The sequence below is a fragment of the Marinobacter sp. F4206 genome, assembly GCF_019392195.1.
Lineage (GTDB): Bacteria > Pseudomonadota > Gammaproteobacteria > Pseudomonadales > Oleiphilaceae > Marinobacter.
This window is the reverse complement of record NZ_JAHXKI010000001.1, coordinates 179,452-200,831: the sequence shown is the minus strand read 5'-3', so window position 1 is coordinate 200,831 and position 21,380 is coordinate 179,452. Positions and strand designations below refer to the sequence as shown.

Annotated in this window: 14 protein-coding genes; 9 read left to right on the top strand and 5 right to left on the bottom strand. The window is 57.1% G+C overall.

The genetic code is table 11. From position 1 onward, the window contains the following. The first annotated feature begins 80 nt into the window (after nt 1–80). Nucleotides 81–1,967: a methyl-accepting chemotaxis protein gene (locus KZO34_RS00955; protein WP_219472447.1), complete on the top strand. Its 1,887-nt coding sequence runs from the start codon at nt 81–83 to the stop codon at nt 1,965–1,967. Here the strand turns inward: KZO34_RS00955 and KZO34_RS00950 are convergent. After that, entirely contained in the window at nt 1,964–2,917 is a 954-nt protein-coding gene (locus KZO34_RS00950; RefSeq protein ID WP_257900127.1) for a transporter substrate-binding domain-containing protein, read from the bottom strand. The genes KZO34_RS00955 and KZO34_RS00950 overlap by 4 nt on opposite strands. A gap of 188 nt (nt 2,918–3,105) precedes the next feature. Here KZO34_RS00950 and KZO34_RS00945 point away from each other — a divergent pair, with 188 nt between their 5' ends. Next, nucleotides 3,106–3,660 carry a YiiD C-terminal domain-containing protein gene (locus KZO34_RS00945; protein WP_219472445.1) on the top strand — a complete coding sequence of 185 codons (555 nt, stop codon included), beginning with the start codon at nt 3,106–3,108 and terminating at the stop codon, nt 3,658–3,660. A 13-nt stretch (nt 3,661–3,673) separates the two neighbouring features. Here the strand turns inward: KZO34_RS00945 and recQ are convergent, their stop codons facing one another. Further along, nucleotides 3,674–5,542 carry a DNA helicase RecQ gene (gene recQ / locus KZO34_RS00940; RefSeq protein ID WP_219472443.1) on the bottom strand — a complete coding sequence of 623 codons (1,869 nt, stop codon included), beginning with the start codon at nt 5,540–5,542 and terminating at the stop codon, nt 3,674–3,676. 216 nt (nt 5,543–5,758) lie between these two features. Here recQ and KZO34_RS00935 point away from each other — a divergent pair, with 216 nt between their 5' ends. Both KZO34_RS00935 and KZO34_RS00930 read left to right on the top strand, forming a co-directional pair. Continuing rightward, nucleotides 5,759–6,937: a 1-acyl-sn-glycerol-3-phosphate acyltransferase gene (locus KZO34_RS00935; protein ID WP_219472938.1), complete on the top strand. Its 1,179-nt coding sequence runs from the start codon at nt 5,759–5,761 to the stop codon at nt 6,935–6,937. 52 nt (nt 6,938–6,989) lie between these two features. After that, a complete protein-coding gene (locus KZO34_RS00930; protein ID WP_219472441.1) occupies nt 6,990–7,649 on the top strand; it encodes an alpha/beta hydrolase in 660 nt (219 codons plus the stop codon). A gap of 20 nt (nt 7,650–7,669) precedes the next feature. Here KZO34_RS00930 and glgP (KZO34_RS00925) read toward each other — a convergent pair whose 3' ends face one another. The 3 genes from glgP (KZO34_RS00925) to glgB are packed head-to-tail and all read right to left on the bottom strand — an operon-like array spanning nt 7,670 to nt 13,602. Further along, nucleotides 7,670–10,222 carry an alpha-glucan family phosphorylase gene (gene glgP / locus KZO34_RS00925; protein WP_219472438.1) on the bottom strand — a complete coding sequence of 851 codons (2,553 nt, stop codon included), beginning with the start codon at nt 10,220–10,222 and terminating at the stop codon, nt 7,670–7,672. Nucleotides 10,223–10,255: 33 nt separating this feature from the next. After that, nucleotides 10,256–11,719, bottom strand: a complete 1,464-nt coding sequence (gene glgA, locus KZO34_RS00920) for a glycogen synthase GlgA (protein WP_219472436.1) — start codon at nt 11,717–11,719, stop codon at nt 10,256–10,258. After that, a complete protein-coding gene (gene glgB / locus KZO34_RS00915) occupies nt 11,716–13,602 on the bottom strand; it encodes a 1,4-alpha-glucan branching protein GlgB (protein WP_219472435.1) in 1,887 nt (628 codons plus the stop codon). Before glgB ends, glgA begins: the two co-directional genes overlap by 4 nt. Nucleotides 13,603–13,799: 197 nt before the next feature. Between glgB and glgC the strand changes: the two genes are divergently transcribed. The 5 genes from glgC (at nt 13,800) to glgP (KZO34_RS00890) (ending at nt 21,378) form a co-directional block, all read left to right on the top strand. Next, the gene (glgC, locus tag KZO34_RS00910; protein WP_219472433.1) at nt 13,800–15,065 is read left to right on the top strand and encodes a glucose-1-phosphate adenylyltransferase; all 1,266 of its coding nucleotides are present in this window, start codon (nt 13,800–13,802) and stop codon (nt 15,063–15,065) included. Beyond that, nucleotides 15,055–16,782 (top strand): glycoside hydrolase family 57 protein, encoded by a 1,728-nt coding sequence (locus KZO34_RS00905; protein ID WP_219472431.1) that lies wholly within the window; start codon nt 15,055–15,057, stop codon nt 16,780–16,782. Before glgC ends, KZO34_RS00905 begins: the two co-directional genes overlap by 11 nt. Further along, complete coding sequence (gene malQ / locus KZO34_RS00900; protein ID WP_219472429.1) at nt 16,779–18,272, top strand: 4-alpha-glucanotransferase; 1,494 nt, start codon at nt 16,779–16,781, stop codon at nt 18,270–18,272. Before KZO34_RS00905 ends, malQ begins: the two co-directional genes overlap by 4 nt. Before the next feature lie 114 nt (nt 18,273–18,386). Further along, a complete protein-coding gene (locus tag KZO34_RS00895; protein WP_219472427.1) occupies nt 18,387–18,749 on the top strand; it encodes a PilZ domain-containing protein in 363 nt (120 codons plus the stop codon). A 97-nt stretch (nt 18,750–18,846) separates the two neighbouring features. Further along, nucleotides 18,847–21,378, top strand: a complete 2,532-nt coding sequence (gene glgP, locus KZO34_RS00890) for an alpha-glucan family phosphorylase (RefSeq protein ID WP_219472424.1) — start codon at nt 18,847–18,849, stop codon at nt 21,376–21,378. Nucleotides 21,379–21,380 lie beyond the last annotated feature (2 nt).

Here is a 21,380-nt window from a genome sequence, read left to right as displayed (position 1 = left end):
ACGGACTTTTATTTCGGGAAAGCGTACCTTCCAGTGCTTTCGTTAATGATACCCAATGATTTCCCCGCGAGGATTCCACCGTGAACCTGACTTTTGGCCAAAAGCTCCTGATCGCCTTCAGTGTGCTGCTTTTGCTTGTTATGGGCGCTTTTACGCTCTCCGGCGACCTGCGATTGCAGCAAACCACGTCCACCTACGTCGATGCGCTGATCGACGATACGGTCGCCCAGAGTACGTCGAGTATCGCCGATTGGCTTAACACCCGGCTGACCATGACCGAATCGGCCGCCAAAGCACTGGAGCGGGCGAAAACCGACGAACAGGCCCGTACGGTACTCCAGGCCATCACCACCGGCGGGGGGTTCCGGGATGTTTACGTGGGCCGGACCGATGGCTTCATGCTAATGAAGTCCGAAGCCGCCAACGCCACCCTGCCGGCAGATTACGATCCGCGAGTTCGGCCCTGGTACAAAAAAGCCATGAGTCTTGGCCAAGCCTCCTTTACCGAACCGTACCGGGATGCCAGCACCAATGACACTATCATTTCCACACTCGCACCGGTGAAAAATGGTGCCTATGAGGGTGTTGCCGGGGCGGATATCGGGCTCGGCGCCATTGAGAAAACGCTGGAAACCGTCACGCTTGCAGACACCGGCTACGCCGCGTTGATCAATGCCAAGGGCATCGTTCTGTTTCACCCTGACGAGGAACTGATCGGCAAGAACATCAAGACGCTGATTGGCATGAAGCCGTTCCTGGATGGCCGGGCCCATGACTACGCGACCGGGGAAGCCTCATGGAGTGCCAGTTTTTACCCTATCAGCGACGCCCGGGGCGTGGACTGGTATCTGGGGACGTTCGTTAACCAGGATAAAATCAACGCGCCGGTGCAGAACGCTCGCATGACGGGCCTGGTGATCGCCATTATTGGTCTGCTGGTGTCCCTGGTGGTGCTGCACTTGGGAATCAAGGTGCTGATGTCGCCCCTACGCAGACTAAACAGCGCCATGGCAGATATTGGCACCGGCGATGCGGACCTGACCCAGAGACTGGAAGTCACGGCCCGGGACGAATTTGGGCAGCTGGCGGAGAGCTTCAACCGGTTCGTGGAAAATATCCAGACGGTGGTTCGGGACGTTCAGCAGGGTAGCGAGGAGTTGGGCAGCAACGTTCGATCCCTGCGCGATACGGCCAGCACCAGCCGTTCCAGCGTGGAGCAGCAGCAGGCCGAAATCGATATGGTTGCAACGGCCATCAACGAGATGTCAGCGGCGGCTGGAGAGATTGCCCAGAATGCCCAGCAGACCGCCGATGCCGCCAACACCGCGGATAACGATAGCCGGGCATCGCTGGAAACCGTCGCGGCCTCGCGGGATGCGGTGCAGAAGCTGGCCCGGGAAGTTAACGCGGCCGCCGAGGTGATCAATACACTGGGCAAGGATGTCACCGCAATCACCTCGGTCCTCGAAGTGATCCAGGGAATCGCCGAACAGACGAATCTGCTCGCGCTCAACGCCGCCATCGAAGCGGCCCGGGCCGGTGAGGCGGGTCGCGGATTCGCTGTAGTGGCGGATGAAGTCCGTAACCTGGCCCAGAGAACCCAGGCCAGCACGGAAGAAATCAACAATATGATTGAGCGCCTGCAGAAAGGGGCCAACGATGCGGTGGACGTGATGAACGCATCCACGGCTGTTTCCAACGTCAGTATGGAGAAGGCCCAGGATGCCATGGAGGCATTGAGCCGGATTGCCGAGGCAATCACCTCAATCAACCAGATGACTTCGCAGATCGCAACGGCATCGGAAGAGCAGACGTCGGTCACAGAGGAACTGAATTCGTCAATCACACGAATTGCCGATCAGGGTCAGGAAGCCGCGGCGGCAGCCAGTGAAAACGACGTTTACAGTGGGCAGATCGAGAGCATCGGACAGACCCTCAATCAGAACGCCTCCCGGTTCCGGGTTTAGCGGCTGAGCAGGTCGAGACGGCGGCGCAGGGTTTCCAGTGTCCGCCGTCCGACATTCCCTGAATCCTCACTGAGATAGGGGTTCTCCAGAACCAGGACACGACGGCGGGGCAGGTTCAGTTCTTTCACCGCTCTACCATAGTAAGTCTTCAGAAATTCCCCAAAACTTCCGTCCAGTATGGCGCGCTCCATTCCCAACTGCAGTCTGTGGGCCGTTTGCCGATCTTCCTGCGCCACAAACAGGTACGAAGGCATGGCATAGGCCAGGAGAATGTCCGGCTCAATCACCAGATTGGGATCGGCTTCGACCTCCAGATCGTAGAGGACCTCGCTGGCTCCTCTGGCGAAACATTCGAAACGGTCATTCCGAAGCATTGAGAAAAGAATTTCATAGCGTGTGTGGGTAACGACCTTGATGTTGTTGGCCCGCAGTACTTCGGTGTCGGGCCAGTGGGTGCCCTGTCCGATGCGGATATTCGATCCTTCAAGGTCTTCGAGGGTGCGAATGTTCGTGAACAGGGGTAAGTTTTCAGGTCGTACGACACAGACCCGGAAGCCCAGCAGCCCTCCGTCAATGGGGATGGGCACGGCCGTCAGAAAGGCTTCCCTTTCCTGAGAGGTGGCGACGTTCGCGATATCCACCAGCCGGGACTGGTTCCGGCTTAGCTCTCGCAGCACCCGTCCTTGACTGAGTTCCTGGCTTCGGACCAGCCGATACGATCCGTATTCCGGCGTTTTCCGAAGCGCAAGTTTGACCAGCGCGTGGATGGCGGGGCTGTCGTAGTTGCGGTACCACAGGAGATAATCGCGGGTGGGATCGACCGACGCACCAGCATGGACCCAGGATGCTGGGCACAGCAGTACAGCCATCAGGACGGCGACCCGCAAGAGATTGGGGCAAACTTCACCTTGACCAGGGCCGTGAAGGGAGCCCACGTTAGACAGTTCCAAAGCCAGAATTCCTTCTCCATCGGCGGAACATGTGCCGGCTTAACCGGCCCAAAACGTGATTAAAGTCTTTACTTTAGAACAGAACCTGATCAAAAAAGGCCGAAACCTTCAAAAAAATTGTAAAACTATGTTGCGGACGCAGACGGCCATTGTGATGATCGGGTCCTTAACAATAGACGAGCAAAATTATGGCACTCATCGATAATCTTATTGGCGCGACAGGGCAGTGGGTTGCAAACTCGGACTCCAAGGCCACCCTGGCCAGTCCACTGGCCTGGTTACGCAAAACTGGTGGATACGCGGCGGTGAACAGAATTATCGGGTTGTCGATCCCCTTCGCCACCCGAAACCGGTTCAGCGTCGAGGAGTTAAGGCCGGGTTATGTAAAGGCGAGAATCAGGCTCAAAGGCAACAAGAACCATTTTGGAAGCCTGTATGCCGGCGCCTACTTCCTGGTGGCCGAAATTCCCGGCGGGGTTCTTACCCTGTTTGATCTCGGGCCGTCCTACACGCCGATTCTCAAGGAGATGACCCTCCAGTTTCTCCAGCCGGCCAATTCCGACGTTACCGTGGAGTTCTCGCTGTCGCCTGAAGAGGTGGATAAGATCCTGTCAGAAGCCGATGCCACCGGTCGGGCGAAGTTCACGCTGGAAGGTCAGCTCCATGACGAGAAAGGCAATCATGTTGCCAACTCCATTGCCCATTACCGGGTGAGAAAGCAGGGTTTCAAAGCGGCCGACTGACTGGCCGCAAGGATCAACTCTGGTCCAGGCCGGCGATCGCTTCCAGGAAGGTCGCTCCATATTTCTCCAACTTGGCAGCACCAACACCGCTGACCTCCGCCAACTCTTCGAGTGAGCGGGGCTTGCGCTCAAGCATGTCGAAAAGGGTAGTGTCGTGGAAGATCACATAGGGCGGCACCCCTTTTTGTTCTGCGAGCTCCTTGCGGCAGGCGCGCAACACCTCCCAGCCCTGACTGTCGGTAATCTGATCGCGAACCGCCGAGCCGCTCCGTGTACCGGAAGACCGGGAAGACGTTTTCTTTATGACAGGGTCTTTTCGCAACTCAACCTGATGTTCGCCTTTGAGCAAAGGCCGGCAGTGTTCTGTCAGCTGAAGCGCACCATAGCCTTCTGGATCGGCGCGCAAGTAGCCATTGGCGACAAGCTGACGGAAGACCGATTTCCATTCATTGGCGGACAGTTCGGTACCGATGCCATAGGTCGACACCTCGTGATGACCGGATTGCAGGATACGCTCGTTCTCTGAACCCCTGAGTACGTCGATCAGATAGGTCACGCCGAAACGCTGGCCCGTTCGGAAAACGCAGGACAGTGCTTTCTGGACGGCCACTGTCCCGTCCCAGGTTTCCGGGGGATTCAGGCAGGTATCGCAATTGCCGCAGGGCTCATCCAGTACGTCCCCGAAGTAGCGCAACAGGACCTGCCGGCGGCACCGTGTAACCTCACACAACCCCAGCATGGCGTCGAGCTTCTGGCGTTCCACCCGCTTGAATTGATCGTTACCCTGGGAGGCTTCCAGCATTTGCCGAAGCTTGATGACGTCCTGAAGGCCATACACCATCCAGGCGGTCGAGGGTTTGCCATCGCGTCCGGCTCGACCGGTTTCCTGATAGTAGGCTTCCAGGCTTTTCGGCAGGTCTAGGTGGGCGACAAATCGAACGTCCGGTTTGTCGATTCCCATACCGAAGGCAATGGTCGCGACGATGATGACACCGTCCTCCCGGAGAAAGCGCTCCTGATGACGTGCCCGATCCTCCGCGGGAAGGCCTGCGTGATAGGGCAGAGCGGTGTAGCCTTTGTCTGCCAGCATTTTGGCGGTTGCGTCCACCTTGTTACGTGACAGGCAGTAGACGATGCCGCAATCGCCTTCATGTTCTGATTTAATAAAGTCCAACAACTGTTTGTTTGCGTTAGTTTTCGGTGCAATCCGATACTGAATGTTTGGGCGGTCGAAACCGCTGACGAAATGGCGCGCTTCGGCCAGTGTGAGCCGTTCGGCGATTTCCTTGCGCGTACGCTCGTCCGCTGTTGCGGTCAAGGCGATGCGGGGAATGCCCGGGAATTCGCCCGCGAGCATGCTTAGCTGAAGATAATCGGACCTGAAGTCGTGCCCCCACTGGGAAACACAGTGGGCCTCATCAATGGCGAACAGGGAAATCGATGCGTTGTGAAGGAGATCTATGGTGCGCGGCTGGATCAGACGTTCCGGCGCACAGTACAGTAAATCAAGCTCACCGGTCGTCAGGGCGTATTCGGTGGCGCGCGCCTGCTCGAAATCCATCGTGGAGTTAAGGAAGGCGGCATTCACGCCGAGTTCCTTGAGGGCCGCAACCTGGTCCTGCATCAGGGCAATCAGCGGGGAAATAACGATGGCCGTGCCCGGCCGTACCAGCGCCGGGACCTGGTAGCATAGCGATTTACCACCACCGGTGGGCATAAGTACCAGCGCATCATTGCCGTTGACCACTTCTCGAATGATGTCACCCTGCAGGGGCCGAAAGGCCTCATAACCGAACACTTCGTGGAGAACCTGTTCCGGATCCCGGCGGGAGGCTGTCGGGCGTTCGTTGGTGAGCTGATCAAAGTCCTGTTCAAAGTGCATAAGGTAACCGGTTGTCCGGCCAAGGGCCGGTAGGATTGCAGGGACATAAAGACTGCCTTGGCAGCGGTCGCAGATGATACCAGATTCGCCGGTGGGGATGGCGAAAGGGAAGTGTTTCGATGGAGGCAAAGTTACTTGATAAACGCTACAATACCGCCCTTTTGAACCGCCGTTCAGCGAAATTCTGTGACAGACACTGACAATAACAGGGCTTCCATGCAGGAATTTGATGCCATCCGTCCCTATTCGGACGAAGAGACCGGCCCGGCCATCCGGCGTCTGGTAAATGATCCGGATTTTCTGGATATGATCGGGCGCTTCAAGTCGCCGACCCTAGCCCGGTGGGCTCCCGCAGTACTGCGAGTATTTATCCGGCGCTGGCTGATCAGCCATTTTGGCCATTTTAATCGAGTTGACGATCTTCAGGCCCGCCTCTCGGAATACGTTGGTGAACTGGTGGACAACACCACCACCCGAGTCACTGCCAGCGGGCTGGAAAACCTGGACAAGAACAGTGCCCACCTGTTCATTTCGAACCACCGGGACATTGTGTTTGACCCAATGGTGGTGAACTACCAGCTGTTCCAGCACGGCTTCCACACCACGAGAATTGCCATTGGCGACAACCTGCTGGCGAACCGGGTTTTTGCCGAAATGATGCGGCTTAACAAGAGCTTCGTGGTACGCCGGAACATAACCAGTCCGCGGGAAATGCGGGATGCCTACATGACGCTCTCCGGCTTCATCAACCACAGCATTGATACCAACAACAGCATCTGGATTGCGCAGCGGGAGGGGCGGGCCAAAGATGGTCTCGACTTTACCGATCCGGCTATCATCAAAATGTTCTACATGAGCCGAAAGAAAAGCGGGCTCAGTTTTGCCGAGGCTATGAACCGGTTACACATCGTCCCTGTTTCGATTGCCTACGAATACGACCCCTGCGACGAAGACAAGGCCAGGGAACTGGAAACCCGCGCCCGCACAGGCAACTACACGAAGTCAGAAGGCGAGGATACCGACCAGATCATGAAGGGGCTGACCGGGTTCAAAGGGCATGTGCATGTGCACTTTGGAGCACCCATTCACGACTCGCCGGACACTCCCAAGGAGCTGGCCGAACGGATCGACCGGGAGATGCATGCTCACTATCATCTGCATGCGTCTAACCTGATGGCCTATCAGATGCGTGGTGTGCACCCGGAGTCCCACGCCACGCCCGAAAATGTGAGCGAAACCGTGGTTACAGCAGAAGCCTGGTCACCGGCTGAACTGGAAGCGGCGGAAGCCGAGATGGAGCGGCGTCTGGACGCCTGTGATCCGACCATTCGGCCGTACCTTCTGGACATGTATGCGAATCCGGTGGTGACCGCGCTGGAAGCGAATTCAGACTAACAGCCCCGGAAAAACTCCGGCGATTCATTTGTCGACGTCAACGAGGTGTTGTGTGCAGGATCTTGATTTTATTGAACTGGAAACCGCTTCAGAACCGACCGTGGCAGTAATTTGGCTACACGGGCTGGGAGCAAGTGGCCACGATTTTGAGCCGGTGGTTCCGGAACTGGGGTTGCCGGAGGGCGCGGCGGTCCGTTTTATTTTCCCGCACGCCCCCAACATGCCGGTGACCATCAATGGCGGTATGACGATGCCGGCCTGGTACGACATCAAGGCAATGGATATTGATCGGGTCGTGGATACCGATCAGTTGATGGATTCGGCCAAGGCGGTGGCCAAACTGGTGGACCGCGAAATCGAACGGGGCATACCGGCGGAAAAGATCATTCTTGCGGGTTTCTCCCAGGGCGGCGCCGTGGCTTATGAACTGGGCCTGACCTATCCCCAGCGACTCGCCGGTGTGCTCGCGCTCTCCACCTATTTCGCGACCTCAGAGACCATCAAACCCTCAACGGCCAATGCGGAAACGCCCATCAGCGTCTACCACGGCACGTTCGATCCCGTGGTTCCGGAATCGCTGGGCGTGAAGAGTGTCGAAACCCTGAAAGAGATGGGCTACACCCCCACTTACCAGACCTTCCCGATGGAGCACAGCGTCTGCCTGGAGGAAGTGCTGGATATTGGCCGCTTCATAAGGCGCCACGCGCTCTGATTGAACCAGACCGGGCGTACTCAGACCCATAGCATGGCGCCCATCTCCAGCGGATGGGTGAGGGCGTCATGGTAGGGATACATTCTGAGCCTCAGGGTCTGCAGGCCGGGATACGGCGGCGCAAGTTGCGCCGAGAACACGGTTTTCCCGTCCTGATCACTCTCTTCTTCGAGCAGGATCAGATTCTGACCAGACAAGTGGTGGCTCCCGATGCATTGAGGATCCACCAGACATTCGACCCTGACGTCTCCGGCCGTTAACCCATTAAGATGCGCTTCCACCCGGAGTTCGATGGTTTCATCGAAGGCGCAGCGTGACTGCACACAACCCTGTACATTCAGGCTGACGCCCGGCCAGGCATCCCGCACCCGTTGTTTCCAGGCGCCGACGTCTCTGGCAATCGCCGCATCGTTTGCGAGCATCTTGTTACCCTGCACAGAGGCCCGGGAGTAATAACGCTCGACATAATCCATAACCATTCGCTGACTGTTGAACCGCGGAGTGATAGTCTTCATCGACGCTTTTGAACGCTTTACCCAGCCTTTGGAGTAGCCCTGGGAGGCTCGGTTGTAATAGAGCGGGATGATTTCAAACTCCAGCAGGTCCAGAAGGTCCCGTGCCTCTTCCTCATTCCGAAATTCGGGATCGAGGTCCAGGTTGCGCGGTGTGATTGCCCAGCCGTTTTCTCCGTCATAACCTTCACCCCACCAACCATCGAGCACGCTCAGGTTCAAAGCGCCGTTCAGTGCGGCTTTTTCACCGGAGGTACCGCTTGCTTCCTTTGGATACTCTGGCGTGTTCAGCCAGACGTCCACGCCACTCAGGAGATGGCGGGCCATGGCCTGATCGTAGTCCTCCAGCAGGATGACATGGCCCATGAGATTCGGATGCATCGACAGATCGTGAATCACCTTGATCAGGTGCTGCCCGGGCTTGTCCTTTGGGTGAGCCTTGCCTGCAAACAGCAGAACAACCGGGTGGTCCTTGTTGGTCAAAAGACGTTCCAGCCGCCCGAGGTCGGAGAAAATCAGCGTCGCCCGCTTGTAGGTGGCAAAGCGCCGGGCAAAGCCGATGACCAGCGTGTCCTTTTCTGCCGAAACGATTTGCCGTGTCATCCTGTCGGTCACCGAATGTCCGGTGCCATTACGGACGTGCTGCCGCTGAAGCTGATTGACCACGAACTCGCCCATTTGCTGCTTGAGGGCCTTGTGCACACTCCAGTAGTGATAATCCGGGATCCGGTCGACGAACTCCCAGAACTCGGCATTGCGCAGCTCGCTTTGCCAGGTCGGCGCCTGAATATCAAACAGACTGGCCCACTCGGGTGCCAGGAAGGTCGGTACGTGGACACCGTTGGTAATGTACCCGATAGGGTTTTCCCCGGCCGGAATCTGCGGCCAGACATCACCCTCCATTTCTGAAGCGACGGCGCCATGGATTCGGCTTACCCCGTTATGAAATCGTGAACCGCGCAGTCCGAGGCTGGTCATATTGAAGCTGTCCTCGCCATTCTTGGAGCCAAGAGCGAAGACTTTCTCAAAATCCAGACCGGACTCATCCAGGTAGGCACCGAGGGCATGATCAAGAAGATCCCGGCCAAAGATGTCGTGCCCCGCCGGCACCGGTGTGTGCGTGGTGAACAGAGTGGAGGCTGCAACCGCTTCCAGTGCTGCTTCGAAGTCCAGGCCGTTAACGGTAAGTTGCCGGCATCGTTCCAGAATCTGAAAAGCCGCGTGCCCCTCATTGATGTGCCAGACGGTCGGAGCCAGCCCCAGCGCTTCGAGGACACGGGTGCCACCGATTCCGAGGAGCATTTCCTGACTGATGCGGGTGGACTCGTCGCCGCCGTAGAGTCGAAGAGTCAATTCCCGGTCTTCAGGACTGTTTTCGGGAGTATGGGTATCAAGCAGGTACAGGTCGATGTGACCTATCTGGGCCTTCCAGACCTGAGCCACCACGTTACGGCCGGGGAAGGGCACCGTGACTTTGAGCAGCTCGCCACTGTGCTCCACCGCGGTAATCGGCAGCTCATCGCTGAAATGGGACTGGTAGCGGGCAACCTGTTGACCTTGGGGATCGATGGTCTGAATGAAATAACCCTGCTGATACAGAAGGCCGACGGCGACAAACGGTAACCCAAGGTCACTGGCTGCCTTGCAGTGGTCGCCTGCCAGGATGCCAAGACCGCCGGAATAGATCGGGAAGCTCTCATGGAAGCCGAATTCGGCGCAGAAATAGGCGACCAGTGAGGTCTCCCGATTCAGGATTTCATCAACTTCCGGACCTGACTCCAACTCCAGATATGCGTCATAACTGCTTAGCACCCGGCGATATTCTGCGAGGAAAGCACGGTCCTCACTGGCTTCATCCAGGCGCCCCTGAGCCACTCGCCGAAGAAACAGTTTGGGGTTGTGTTCAACCTTTTGCCAGAGTGGCAGGTCGATCCTGGCGAACAGGTTTCGCACCCCATGATCCCAACTGTAAAACAGGTTGTTGGCCAGTTCCTCGAGGCGTTCCAACGCCTCGGGAACTCGTGGTCTGGCCTCAAGTCGAAACTCGGTAGCTTTAGGCATGATGAGTGCCTCCTTTATGGGCAATCGTTCCCGCTACTTCAAATTCGGGTCCTGTCGTTCAGCAAGGATTCCCTGGTAAAGCTCGCCGTAGTGCAGGGCGCTTTGCTTCCAGGAGTAGTCGCCAGCCATGCCGTTTTCCTGCAACCTCCGCCAGGCCTTGCGGTTCTTATGGCAATCCAGCGCGCGTTCAATAGCGGCCAGAAAACTGGCCGAATCGGGCGATTTGAAACAGAAGCCATTGGCATTATCAATGCCGGTGTCAGCGGGATCGAAGACTGTGTCGCGCAGGCCACCAACGGAGTGAACCACAGGAATTGTCCCGTAACGCAGGCTGTACATCTGGTTGAGGCCACAAGGTTCGAATCGGGATGGCATCAGGAACAGGTCGCAACCGGCGGTGATCCGGTGAGCCAATGCCTCGTCATAACCGAGTGTGAGGGAGACCCGGTCCGGCCATTTCAATGAGAGTTCCTTGAGTGGCTCCTCGTAGCGACGTTCGCCGGACCCCAGCATCGCAAACTGGCAGCCCCGTTCCAACAAAGGCGGCATCACCGTCAACAGCCAGTCCAGGCCTTTCTGCTCGACCAGTCTGCCCACGAAACCCAGCAGAACGGCGCCATTGGGCCCCAGGCCAAGTGATCGTTGCAAATTGGCCTGGCACAGACGTTTATTTTTCAGGTGGTCCCGACCGTAATGGTTATCAAGATGAGGGTCCTCTTCCGGATTCCAGGTTCGAGTATCAATTCCGTTCAGGATCCCGGATAACTGTGGTCGCCGATAACGAAGCAGCCCATCCAATCCGTAGCCCAGCGCCGGGGTCTGAATCTCCTCGGCGTAGCCCGGGCTGACCGTTGTTATTCGGTCGCTGAAAACCAGTCCGCCCTTGATGAAGGACAACCGGCCATGGAATTCCAGCTTTTCAAAACGCCACAGGCTTTCGTCCAGACCCAGATCCTCAAAGGTTTTCCGGGAAAACAGCCCCTGGTAGGCCAGATTGTGAATGGTAAAGACGGTCCCGGGGCGCTCAGGATATGGCTCGAGGAATACCGGTAAGAGGGCACTTTGCCAGTCATTGCAGTGAACAATTTCCGGATGCCAGGACAGTCCGGCCTGGTCCATGGCGATTTTGGCCCCCACCCGGGCAAACAATTTGAAACGCCATGCATTGTCTGGCCAATCTTCACCCTGGTCATTCTGATAGGGGTTGCCTTCACGCCCGAACAGGGGCGGGCAATCGACCAGCCAGAGCGTCACCGCGGCTCCCGGCAGACGGGTCTCAACCAGATTAACGGTATAACCATCAATAGAGATCCGGGCTTTTCGGCTTGCCCCGGATGCGCCAGCCGTTTCCATTGCCGAGGGATAGCCGGGCAGCAGGATGTTCACGTCGTAACCCAGCCTGCACAGGGCTTCAGGCAGGCTGGCCGATACATCCGCGAGTCCACCGGTCTTGACCAGTGGGTACACCTCACTTGAGACAAACAGCACTCGGGTCATCTGGCCGGCCTCAGTACAACCGCTCCAAGCGGCGGGAGCGTGAGTTCCAGTGACCAGTTCCGGTTCATCCAGGGGGTGTTCTCGGCGGTTATGGCAAAGGGATTGCCTACATTGCTGCCGCCGTAGTACTCGGAATCGGAGTTCAGAACCTCGTGCCACGGCCCGGCTTCCGGCACTCCGATTCGGTAATGGTAACGGGGGACCGGAGTAAAGTTCACCACGACCACGGTACTGTCGCCGGTTGTCGTTCTCAGATAGCTGATCACCGACTGCGAGGAGTCGTGACAGTCAATCCATTCAAAACCGTCGGCGGCAAAGCCCCTGATGTGCAGTGAGGGTTCCCGGCAGTAAAGATGGTTCAGGTCCCGCACCAGGGCCTGAAGGCCTTGATGCTCCGGCGTGGCCAGCAAACCCCAGTCCAGCTCCCGGGATTCGTTCCACTCCCGGCTCTGGCCAAATTCCCCGCCCATGAACAGCAGTTTGGCGCCGGGGTAGGTGAACATGAAGGTAAATAACAGGCGCAGGGAGGCCCGCTTTTGCCAGTCGTCCCCGGGCATCTTGTTCAGCAGGCTGCCTTTGCCATGAACCACTTCATCGTGGGACAAAGGCAGCAGGAAGTTTTCCGAGAAGGCGTACAGCAATCCAAACGTAAGTTTGTCGTGATGATACTGGCGAAATACCGGGTCCTGCCGGAGGTAATCCAGGGTGTCGTGCATCCAGCCCATGTTCCATTTCAGGTTGAAGCCAAGCCCGCCAATTTGCCCCGGACGAGTGACACCAGGCCAGGAGGTGGATTCTTCGGCAATTACCAAAGCTCCTGGAAAACGCTGCTGACAAACATCATTCAGCTCCCTCAGGAACTCGATGGCCTCAAGGTTCTCGTGGCCACCGTGAATGTTCGGAACCCATTCCCCGTCTTTACGAGAGTAATTGAGGTACAGCATTGAGGCGACGGCATCCACCCGAAGACCATCAATATGAAAGGTGTCCAGCCAGAAAAGGGCGCTGCCAATCAGGAAGTTTCTTACTTCGTGTCGTCCATAGTTGTAGATCAGCGTGCCCCAGTCCTGATGCTTGCCCTTGCGGGGATCCTCATGTTCATACAGGGCGCTGCCATCAAAACGGGCCAGAGCGTGTTCATCGGTCGGGAAATGCCCTGGCACCCAATCCAGAATCACCCCAATATTTTCCCGGTGACATTGATCTATCAGGTATCTCAGGTCATCAGGGCTGCCGAAGCGGCTGGTCGGGGCGTAGTAACCGGTGGTCTGGTAGCCCCAGGACTCATCCAGCGGGTGCTCGGTCAGGGGGAGCAGCTCGATGTGGGTAAACCCCATTTCCAGAACATAGGGAATGAGCTGATCAGCCAGTTCGCGATAGGTAAGCCATCGCCCGGAACCGTGATGGCGCCACGATGCCGCATGCACCTCATAGATTGAAATCGGCGCTTCCTGCCAGTTCCAGTGGCTGCGACGGGTCAGCCAGTCTCCGTCCTGCCAGGCAAAATGGCCCCGTTCAACAACAACGGCCGCGCTGGCTGGACGCAACTCAAACGCCTGCCCGTAGGGATCGATTTTCTCAAGCTTCTGCCCGTCTGGACCGGTTATGCAAAAGCGGTAGAGCGCGCCTGGCTTTACCTCGGGGATAAAACAGGACCAGACCCCCGAATCGCCGGTGCTGGCCATCTCATCGCGTCCCGACGCCCAGGCGTTGAAATCGCCAATCACGCTGACGGCCTGCGCCTGCGGAGCCCAGACCGAAAACCGCACGCCCTCGACTCCTTTGGACTTACAGAGGTGAGCGCCCAGCACATTGTAGATGTGCCAATGCCGTCCCTCATTAAAAAGGTGGAGATCAAACTCACTCAGGGTGGGGCTTTCCATAGACCACGCTCATTCCTGACAAAGGGTGTTCCATTGGACGTTATGGCAGGTGGACAAAAAATGACCTGCAACAATTTTACGCCATAATTGAGTGATACTGTTCTAATCTTAATATGCTCGTCAAAACTGTGCCGAAATCCGGTTCAACGGATGCTGGCGCCATGACGGAAAACTTCGGGGTTTTCAGGGAAGCATCTATGCAAACGGCCAAGCGTTATGTCAGTCGTCTCACTCGGCAAACCCTTGCTCTCGTGCTTGCCGGAGGGAGAGGTTCACGCCTTCATGATCTCACCAAATGGCGTGCCAAGCCCGCTGTGCCCTTTGGTGGCAAATTCCGGATTATCGATTTCCCCCTGTCCAATTGCATTAACTCCGGAATCGGGCAGGTCGGGGTCATTACCCAGTACAAGTCTCATTCACTGATCCGCCACATTCAAAGAGGCTGGGGATTCCTGCGCGCCGAGCTGGATGAATTTGTGGAACTGCTCCCGGCCCAGCAGAGAATCGAGACCTCCTGGTACGAGGGTACGGCCGATGCGGTGCTTCAGAATCTCGACATCATTCGCAGCCACACCCCCGAATATGTGCTGATTCTCGCTGGTGACCATGTCTACAAGATGGATTACGGCACCATGCTTGCCGCCCATGTTGAAAGCGAGGCGGACATCACGGTGGGATGCATCGAAGTCCCATTGGAAGAAGCCCCCGCATTCGGCGTGATGGCGGTCGATGACGACATGCGAATTACCGAGTTTGCCGAAAAGCCAGAGAAACCAAACCCCATGCCGGGCAACTCGGGAAAGGCGCTGGCGTCGATGGGGATCTACGTGTTCAGCACTCAGGTTCTGTTTGATGAACTGATGCGTGATCATCAGCGGGAAGCCTCGTCTTCTCACGATTTTGGTAAGGACATCATCCCATCGGTTATTGAACGGCTGAAGGTGATGGCGTTCCCGTTTCGGGATCCTGTCCAGAACAAGGAGGCATACTGGCGGGATGTCGGCACTGTGGATGCTCTGTGGCAGGCCAACCTTGAACTGATTTCCGTGAGCCCGGAACTGAATCTTTATGATTCCAAATGGCCTATCTGGACATACCAGGAGCAGCTTCCACCCGCCAAGTTTGTTTTCAATGATGAAAACCGGCGCGGAACCGCCGTGGATTCCATGGTCGCCGGTGGCTGCATTGTGTCGGGGGCCTCGGTCAGTCATTCACTGCTGTTTTCCCAAGTCAAGATCCATTCCTACAGTGAGGTTGAGGATTCCGTTATTTTCCCGGACGTCGAGATCGGACGGCATTGCCGTATCCGGAAGGCGCTGATTGACCGGGGCTGCCGGATACCCGATGGCATGGAGGTGGGATTTGACGACGCCAAAGATCGAAAACGCTTCTACGTCTCGCCGAAAGGCGTCGTGCTGATTACGCCCGAGTTGCTCGGACAGGATTATCCTCATGGACTCTGACGACCGGACTCCGGTGGTTCTTTTCTGGCATATGCACCAGCCCGGTTATCAGGACTTCCAGACCGGGCAGTTCCAGTTTCCCTGGGTATATCTGCATACCATCAAGGACTACAGTGATATGGCCGGGCATCTTGAGGCCCATCCCGGGGCCCGGGCGGTCGTTAATTTCGCGCCGATTCTGCTGGAACAGATTGAAACCTACCTGGTGCATATTGAGCGCTGGCGCCATGGCGCCGGTGAAATCGGTGATCCTTTGCTCGCTGCATTGGTAGCTGAAACTTTGCCGGAGCCCGGCAACCCGGGCTTTCTCGATCTGATGGGAAAGTGCCTTCGGGCCAATGCAGACCGGATCATCAACCGGTTTCCCGCCTACGCAAGGCTTGCTGAGCTTGCCGACCTGTATCGCAGGAAACCCGCGCTGCAGCGTTATATGTCTCCAATGCTTCTTAGTGATTTGCTGGTCTGGTATCACCTCGGCTGGATGGGCGAAACCATCCGGCGCGAAAACCATTGCGTCCGAAGCCTTCAGGAAAAGGGCTGGCAATTTTCACGGGATGATCGGTACGCCCTGATGGAAGTTATCTTCGAGGTGTTGGCCGGTATTGGACCACGTTACAGACACCTGGCCCAGGTAGGGCAGGTTGAGTTGTCGGTCAGTCCGTTCAGCCATAGCATGTTGCCGCTTCTACTTGAGCTCACTTCTGCCCGCGAGGCCATGCCCGATATTTTGTTACCGGCCTACGAAACCTACCCCGGTGGAGAGGATCGGGTGGCATGGCAGCTTGACGAGGCAAAACGGGTGTTCCAACGGTTTTTCGGAGTTGAGCCAACCGGTTGTTGGGCCTCCGAGGGAGGACTGAGCCAACGGACCCTGGCCTGCCTTGATGAACACGGATTTCGCTGGACGGCCAGCGGTGATTCAGTGGCCCACAACAGCCTCAACCAAGCGAGAGCGGCTGATGGATCCTTACCCGAGTATGGGATTCACAAGCCTTATCGATTCGGGGACGCCTCGGCTACGGTTTTTTTCCGGGATGACGGACTCTCCGATTTGATTGGATTCAACTACGCCGATTGGCATGCAAGTGACGCGGTGAGTGATCTGGTCCACCACATGGAAAACATTGCGGCCCACGGAACACCGGATTCAAAACCCGTTATCTCGGTGATTCTGGATGGTGAGAATGCCTGGGAATACTATCCGGAGAACGGGTTCCATTTTCTGGATGAACTCTATGAGATGCTAGAGAATCATCCGAGGCTGAGGCTCACCACGTATCGGGATCTCCTGTCGGTTCCGGTCTGCACGACCGTTGCCTTGCCGCACCTGGTCGCGGGGAGCTGGATTTACGGGACTTTCTCGACCTGGATCGGAGACCCGGACAAGAATCGTGCGTGGGAGCTGCTTTGCGAGGCAAAACTCCATTATGACCGGGTAATGGACAACGGAAGTCTCACCAGCGAGCAGAAAGAGGCCGCCCAATTGCAGCTGGCGATTTGCGAGGGCTCGGACTGGTTCTGGTGGTTCGGCGATTACAATCCCGCGCAGATTGTCAGTGATTTCGAGCACCTGTATCGAAAGCATCTGGTTAACCTGTACGACCTGATTGGCTACCCGGCGCCGGCGTCGGTGTTCCAGAAACTCAGTCAGGGCAGCGGGGCACCCGAGCGGGGTGGCGCCATGCGCCCGGGGCACGACAGGAATGACAGGGTATGACCGAACGGGCAGTCGGGACGGACCTGTTCAGCACCCGTAGGGCCGGTGTATTGCTTCATCCCACCTGCCTGCCGGGCACATGGGGCGTTCTTGGGCAAAGTGCCCGGAATTTCGTGGATTTTCTCGCCAGCGCGGGCATCCGGGTGTGGCAAACTCTGCCCATAGGCCCGACGCATTCGGATCTATCTCCTTACCAGTCCCTGTCGGCGCACGCCGGAAATCCGGACTTTATCGATCTGAGCGAACTCATCCTTTCCGGGTTGCTGGATCAGCACGAGCTTGATGATGGCGTACTAAAACCCGGCCGCCAATCCTGTTTTGAGTTAGCGGCCCAGCGATTTTTTGCTCTGGCTGAGGCAGAGCCGGATAACCAGGGCTATCGGCATTATCTGGAGTACCGGGCGGAAAACGACTATTGGCTGGACGAGTTTTCGCTCTTCATCACCATTCGGGAGTTTCACCCGGGCCTGAACTGGCTTCAGTGGCCCACCGAACTCCGGGACCGTCATTCGGAGGCGCTTGCGGCGTTTGCTGAAAAGGCGGATAGCAGCAGGCAACGAGTCCGATTCGAGCAATTCCTTTTCTATCAGCAATGGCAAGCCCTGAGACACTATGCCCACGAACGGGACATTCGTCTGTTCGGGGATATTCCGATATTTGTTGCTCATGACAGCGCCGATGTCTGGGCTAACCGGCACCTGTTCAAGCTCGACTCCCAGGGCCAATCAACGGCGGTGGCAGGGGTTCCCCCGGACTACTTTTCTCCCGATGGGCAGCACTGGGGGAACCCGTTATACGATTGGGAGGCTATGGCCGGTGAAGGGTACGAGTGGTGGCTACAGAGACTCGACAGTCAGCGCCATCTTTTCGATCTCATCCGGATCGATCATTTCCGGGGGCTGGAAGCTTACTGGGAGATTCCGGCCGAGAGCGGGCTGTCGAGAGACGGATACTGGGTTGCCGGCCCCGGACGAGAGTTCCTGGAGGCCTGCTTCCGGGCCTTTCCGGAGCTCCCACTGGTGGCGGAGAACCTGGGAGTCATCAGTGATGAAGTCGAGGAGCTCCGCCGGTCGTTTCATTTGCCTGGCATGACCGTTCTCCAGTTCGGTTTTGATGGCAACCCCCGAAACCCACACCTGACTCACAATCACGAGCCAATCAACCTGGTTTATACCGGCACCCACGACAACGATACGACACTGGGCTGGTATGAGAGTCTGGACGATCGCACCCGGCACTATGTGAACCACTACCTTGGCAGCAGCGGCGAGAACATGCCGTGGCCGATGATTCAGGCGGCTTTCCGCTCCGTATCGTCTCTGGCCATTGTGCCGATGCAGGACTTGCTCGGACTCGGCACCGAGGCACGGTTCAACACCCCGGGTACGATTGAAAACAACTGGTTGTGGAAGCTGGATTGGCAAGTCGTCCCATCCGGCCTTGCGGGCAGTATTCGGGAACTCGCGGGACTATACGGAAGATTAACATGACGACTGGATGGTTTTTGATCAACATCAAAATGTGGTTGAAAAAAGTTGGATATAAATTGTTCACTCTATGTCCAACATCGTGGCGTAATTCAGTGGGTCAATCTGGGAGGATTCATGGAACACAGACTCAGTAAGCGTGTACCGGGAAAGCTGGGATTGCTTGTCTACAAACGGGGCATGCCTGTCGCGACTGGACAGATCCGGGATGCATCGAAGCGGGGGCTGTTCATTGCAACCGATTACAGCGATGTCCAGCTTAACCAAACCTTGGAGATCGAGTTTCGATTTCCGGAAAGGGAGGAGCGGCAGTTTCGGAGACTGAAGGCCCATGTCGTAAGAAAGTCGGACAAAGGCCTGGGTGTGGACTTCGATGGTGTAGATAACGATGCGTTTACCATTTCATCGTTACTGCACTGGCTGAAGATGCACCACCGGTCAGTTGAATATTTTCCCGTTCGCAAAAGCCAAGCCTATTAAGCCTAAGCAGGGATGATGGTCATGAAAAGGCGCCAAGGCCACCTCTGACGGGGGTTACACCGCTCACTGATAACGTTCTCCTGACCGGGGCCTCCATGTGACAATTGCAGCCTATAACCCAAGGCACATACCGGAGGGCCTGACTGGCCTGTTCAGTCTTGCCCTTGATCTCCGGTGGAGCTGGCATCACGGCAGCGACAGCCTATGGCGCGCCATTGACGAGGAAACCTGGAAGGCGACCCATAACGCCTGGCTGGTACTCAACAGTGTTTCCGGTGACCAGTTGGAGGCATTGTCAAACGATGAAGGCTTCCAGGCGCTCTACCAAAGGCAGATGGAGTCGCACCGGCAGTTCGAGCGGGTAAACACCTGGTATTCAGACGAATGCGGGGGCGAACTCGACAACGGGGTGGTCTTCTTCTGCATGGAGTATGGCCTGAGCGAGTCTCTGCCGCTGTATTCCGGAGGCCTCGGAGTTTTGGCCGGTGATTACCTGAAGGCAGCCAGCGATCTCGGCATGCCGGTGACGGCCGTGGGACTTTTGTATCAGCAGGGCTATTTCCGCCAGTCGGTAACTGCTGATGGCCAGCAACTGGAATTCTATCCCTTCAACGATCCCAGTATGTTGCCCGTTTCGCCACTGACCGACGCCGATGAGCAATGGGTGAGGGTAGCCATACCATTTCCGGGCAGACAAGTGCGGCTGCGAGCCTGGAAAGCCCGTGTCGGCCGCTGTGACCTTCTGCTTCTCGACAGCAATGATCCGCGTAATGAACCCGGCGACCGGGGGATCACCAGCGAGCTCTATAGCAGCAATCCCGAGAAACGTCTGCAACAGGAAATGGTGCTGGGTATCGGAGGCTGGAAATTACTCCGCCAACTGGGCATTGAGCCTGCGGTGTGCCACATCAATGAGGGCCACAGCGCGTTCGCATTTCTTGAGCGGGCACTGACCTGGCAGCAGGATCATGAGACCGATTTCGAAACGGCCCACCTGGCTACTCGCGCCACCAACCTGTTTACCACCCACACCTCTGTGGCGGCAGGGTTCGACCATTTTTCGCCCAACCTGATCCGTCTTTATCTGACGCCATGGATGGACGAGCGCGGCCTCACAATGGATCAACTCATGGCGCTCGGCAGCAGCAGTGGCGGCCACTCGTTGCGGGCTGGCGACGAAGGCTCCGTCAACATGGCGTTGCTGGCTCTCAATATGTGCGGGCGTATCAACGGTGTCAGCAACATTCACCGAAAAGTTACCCAGACGCTATTTCAGCCTTACTTCCCTCGCTGGCCTGCCTGCGACATTCCGGTGGAAGCGGTCACCAATGGCATACACACTCCGAGCTGGGATTCGCCGGAATCCGATGCACTCTGGACCAAAGCCTGCGGTCAGGATCGCTGGCTGCGGCCGCTCCAGAGCACCTGCCCACTGGCCAGCGTTCCCGACTCCGACATCCTGGCGATGCGGCAGGCCCAACGCCGCCGGCTGGTTCACTATCTCCGTCACCGACTTGCCAGTCAGCACTGCGAACATTCACCGGGAAACAATCGCGATGCCGCCTGTGGCCTGTTGCTGGATGCTGAAACACTGACGCTCGGCTTTGCCCGCCGGTTTACGGAATACAAACGTCCGGATTTACTGTTGACTGACCCGGACCGCCTTCTTGCGCTGCTGAACAATCGCGATCATCCGCTGCAGATCGTTCTGGCTGGCAAGGCCCATCCCCAGGACCTGCATGGCAAGGAACTGATCCGGCGCTGGAAGTCCTTTTCGTGCTTGCCGGCAGCCGAGGGCAAAGTGGTCTTTATCGAGGATTACGATCTGGGTGTTGCAGCCGAGCTGATCCAGGGCGTGGATGTCTGGCTCAACTGCCCCCGTCATCCCTGGGAGGCCTGCGGCACGAGCGGCATGAAAGTCCTCGTTAATGGCGGGCTCAATCTTTCCCAGTACGACGGCTGGTGGGCTGAGGCGTGGGATGATTCAGTAGGTTGGGCCATACGTCCGGGGGCAACGTTCGAAGAACTGAGTGCTGGCAACGAGCACGACCACTCCGATGCCCTGGAACTCTACGAGCTATTGGAGAACCAGATCATTCCCGAGTTCTACGATGTCGACACCAGCGGCCATCCCGGGCGTTGGATTGAGCGTATCCGATCAAGCATGAACGGTCTGACAGCGACCTATTCAGCCAACCGGATGGTACGCGAATACGTTGAAAGCTTTTATCTTCCCATGGTGGCTCAGGGAAAACGGCGAACGCCTGCGCTGGCCAGGGAAATTGTGATGGTCCACCGGGATATTGCTTCGATGTGGCGCAGGTTGCGGTTCACGTCGGTTGAGGCAAGGGAATCAAACGGTGAACAGGTCTTTTCTGTCGATGTTTATCTGGACGGGATACCCGAGCAGTTCGTAACCGTTGAGTTGATCGCAGAGGCTTCCGAGTATGGCCCGGCCATAACCAGGACAATGGCCATGAAGCACCCCCAGGGCGGCTCCGAACACAGTTATCTCTACGAATGTGCGGTACCGGCACGGCCGGAAGGTCATTACACGCCCCGGATCCGGCTCCGGGATGAGCGCCTGAACCTCCCGCTGGAGAATACCGCGATACTGTGGCGGACCTAAAG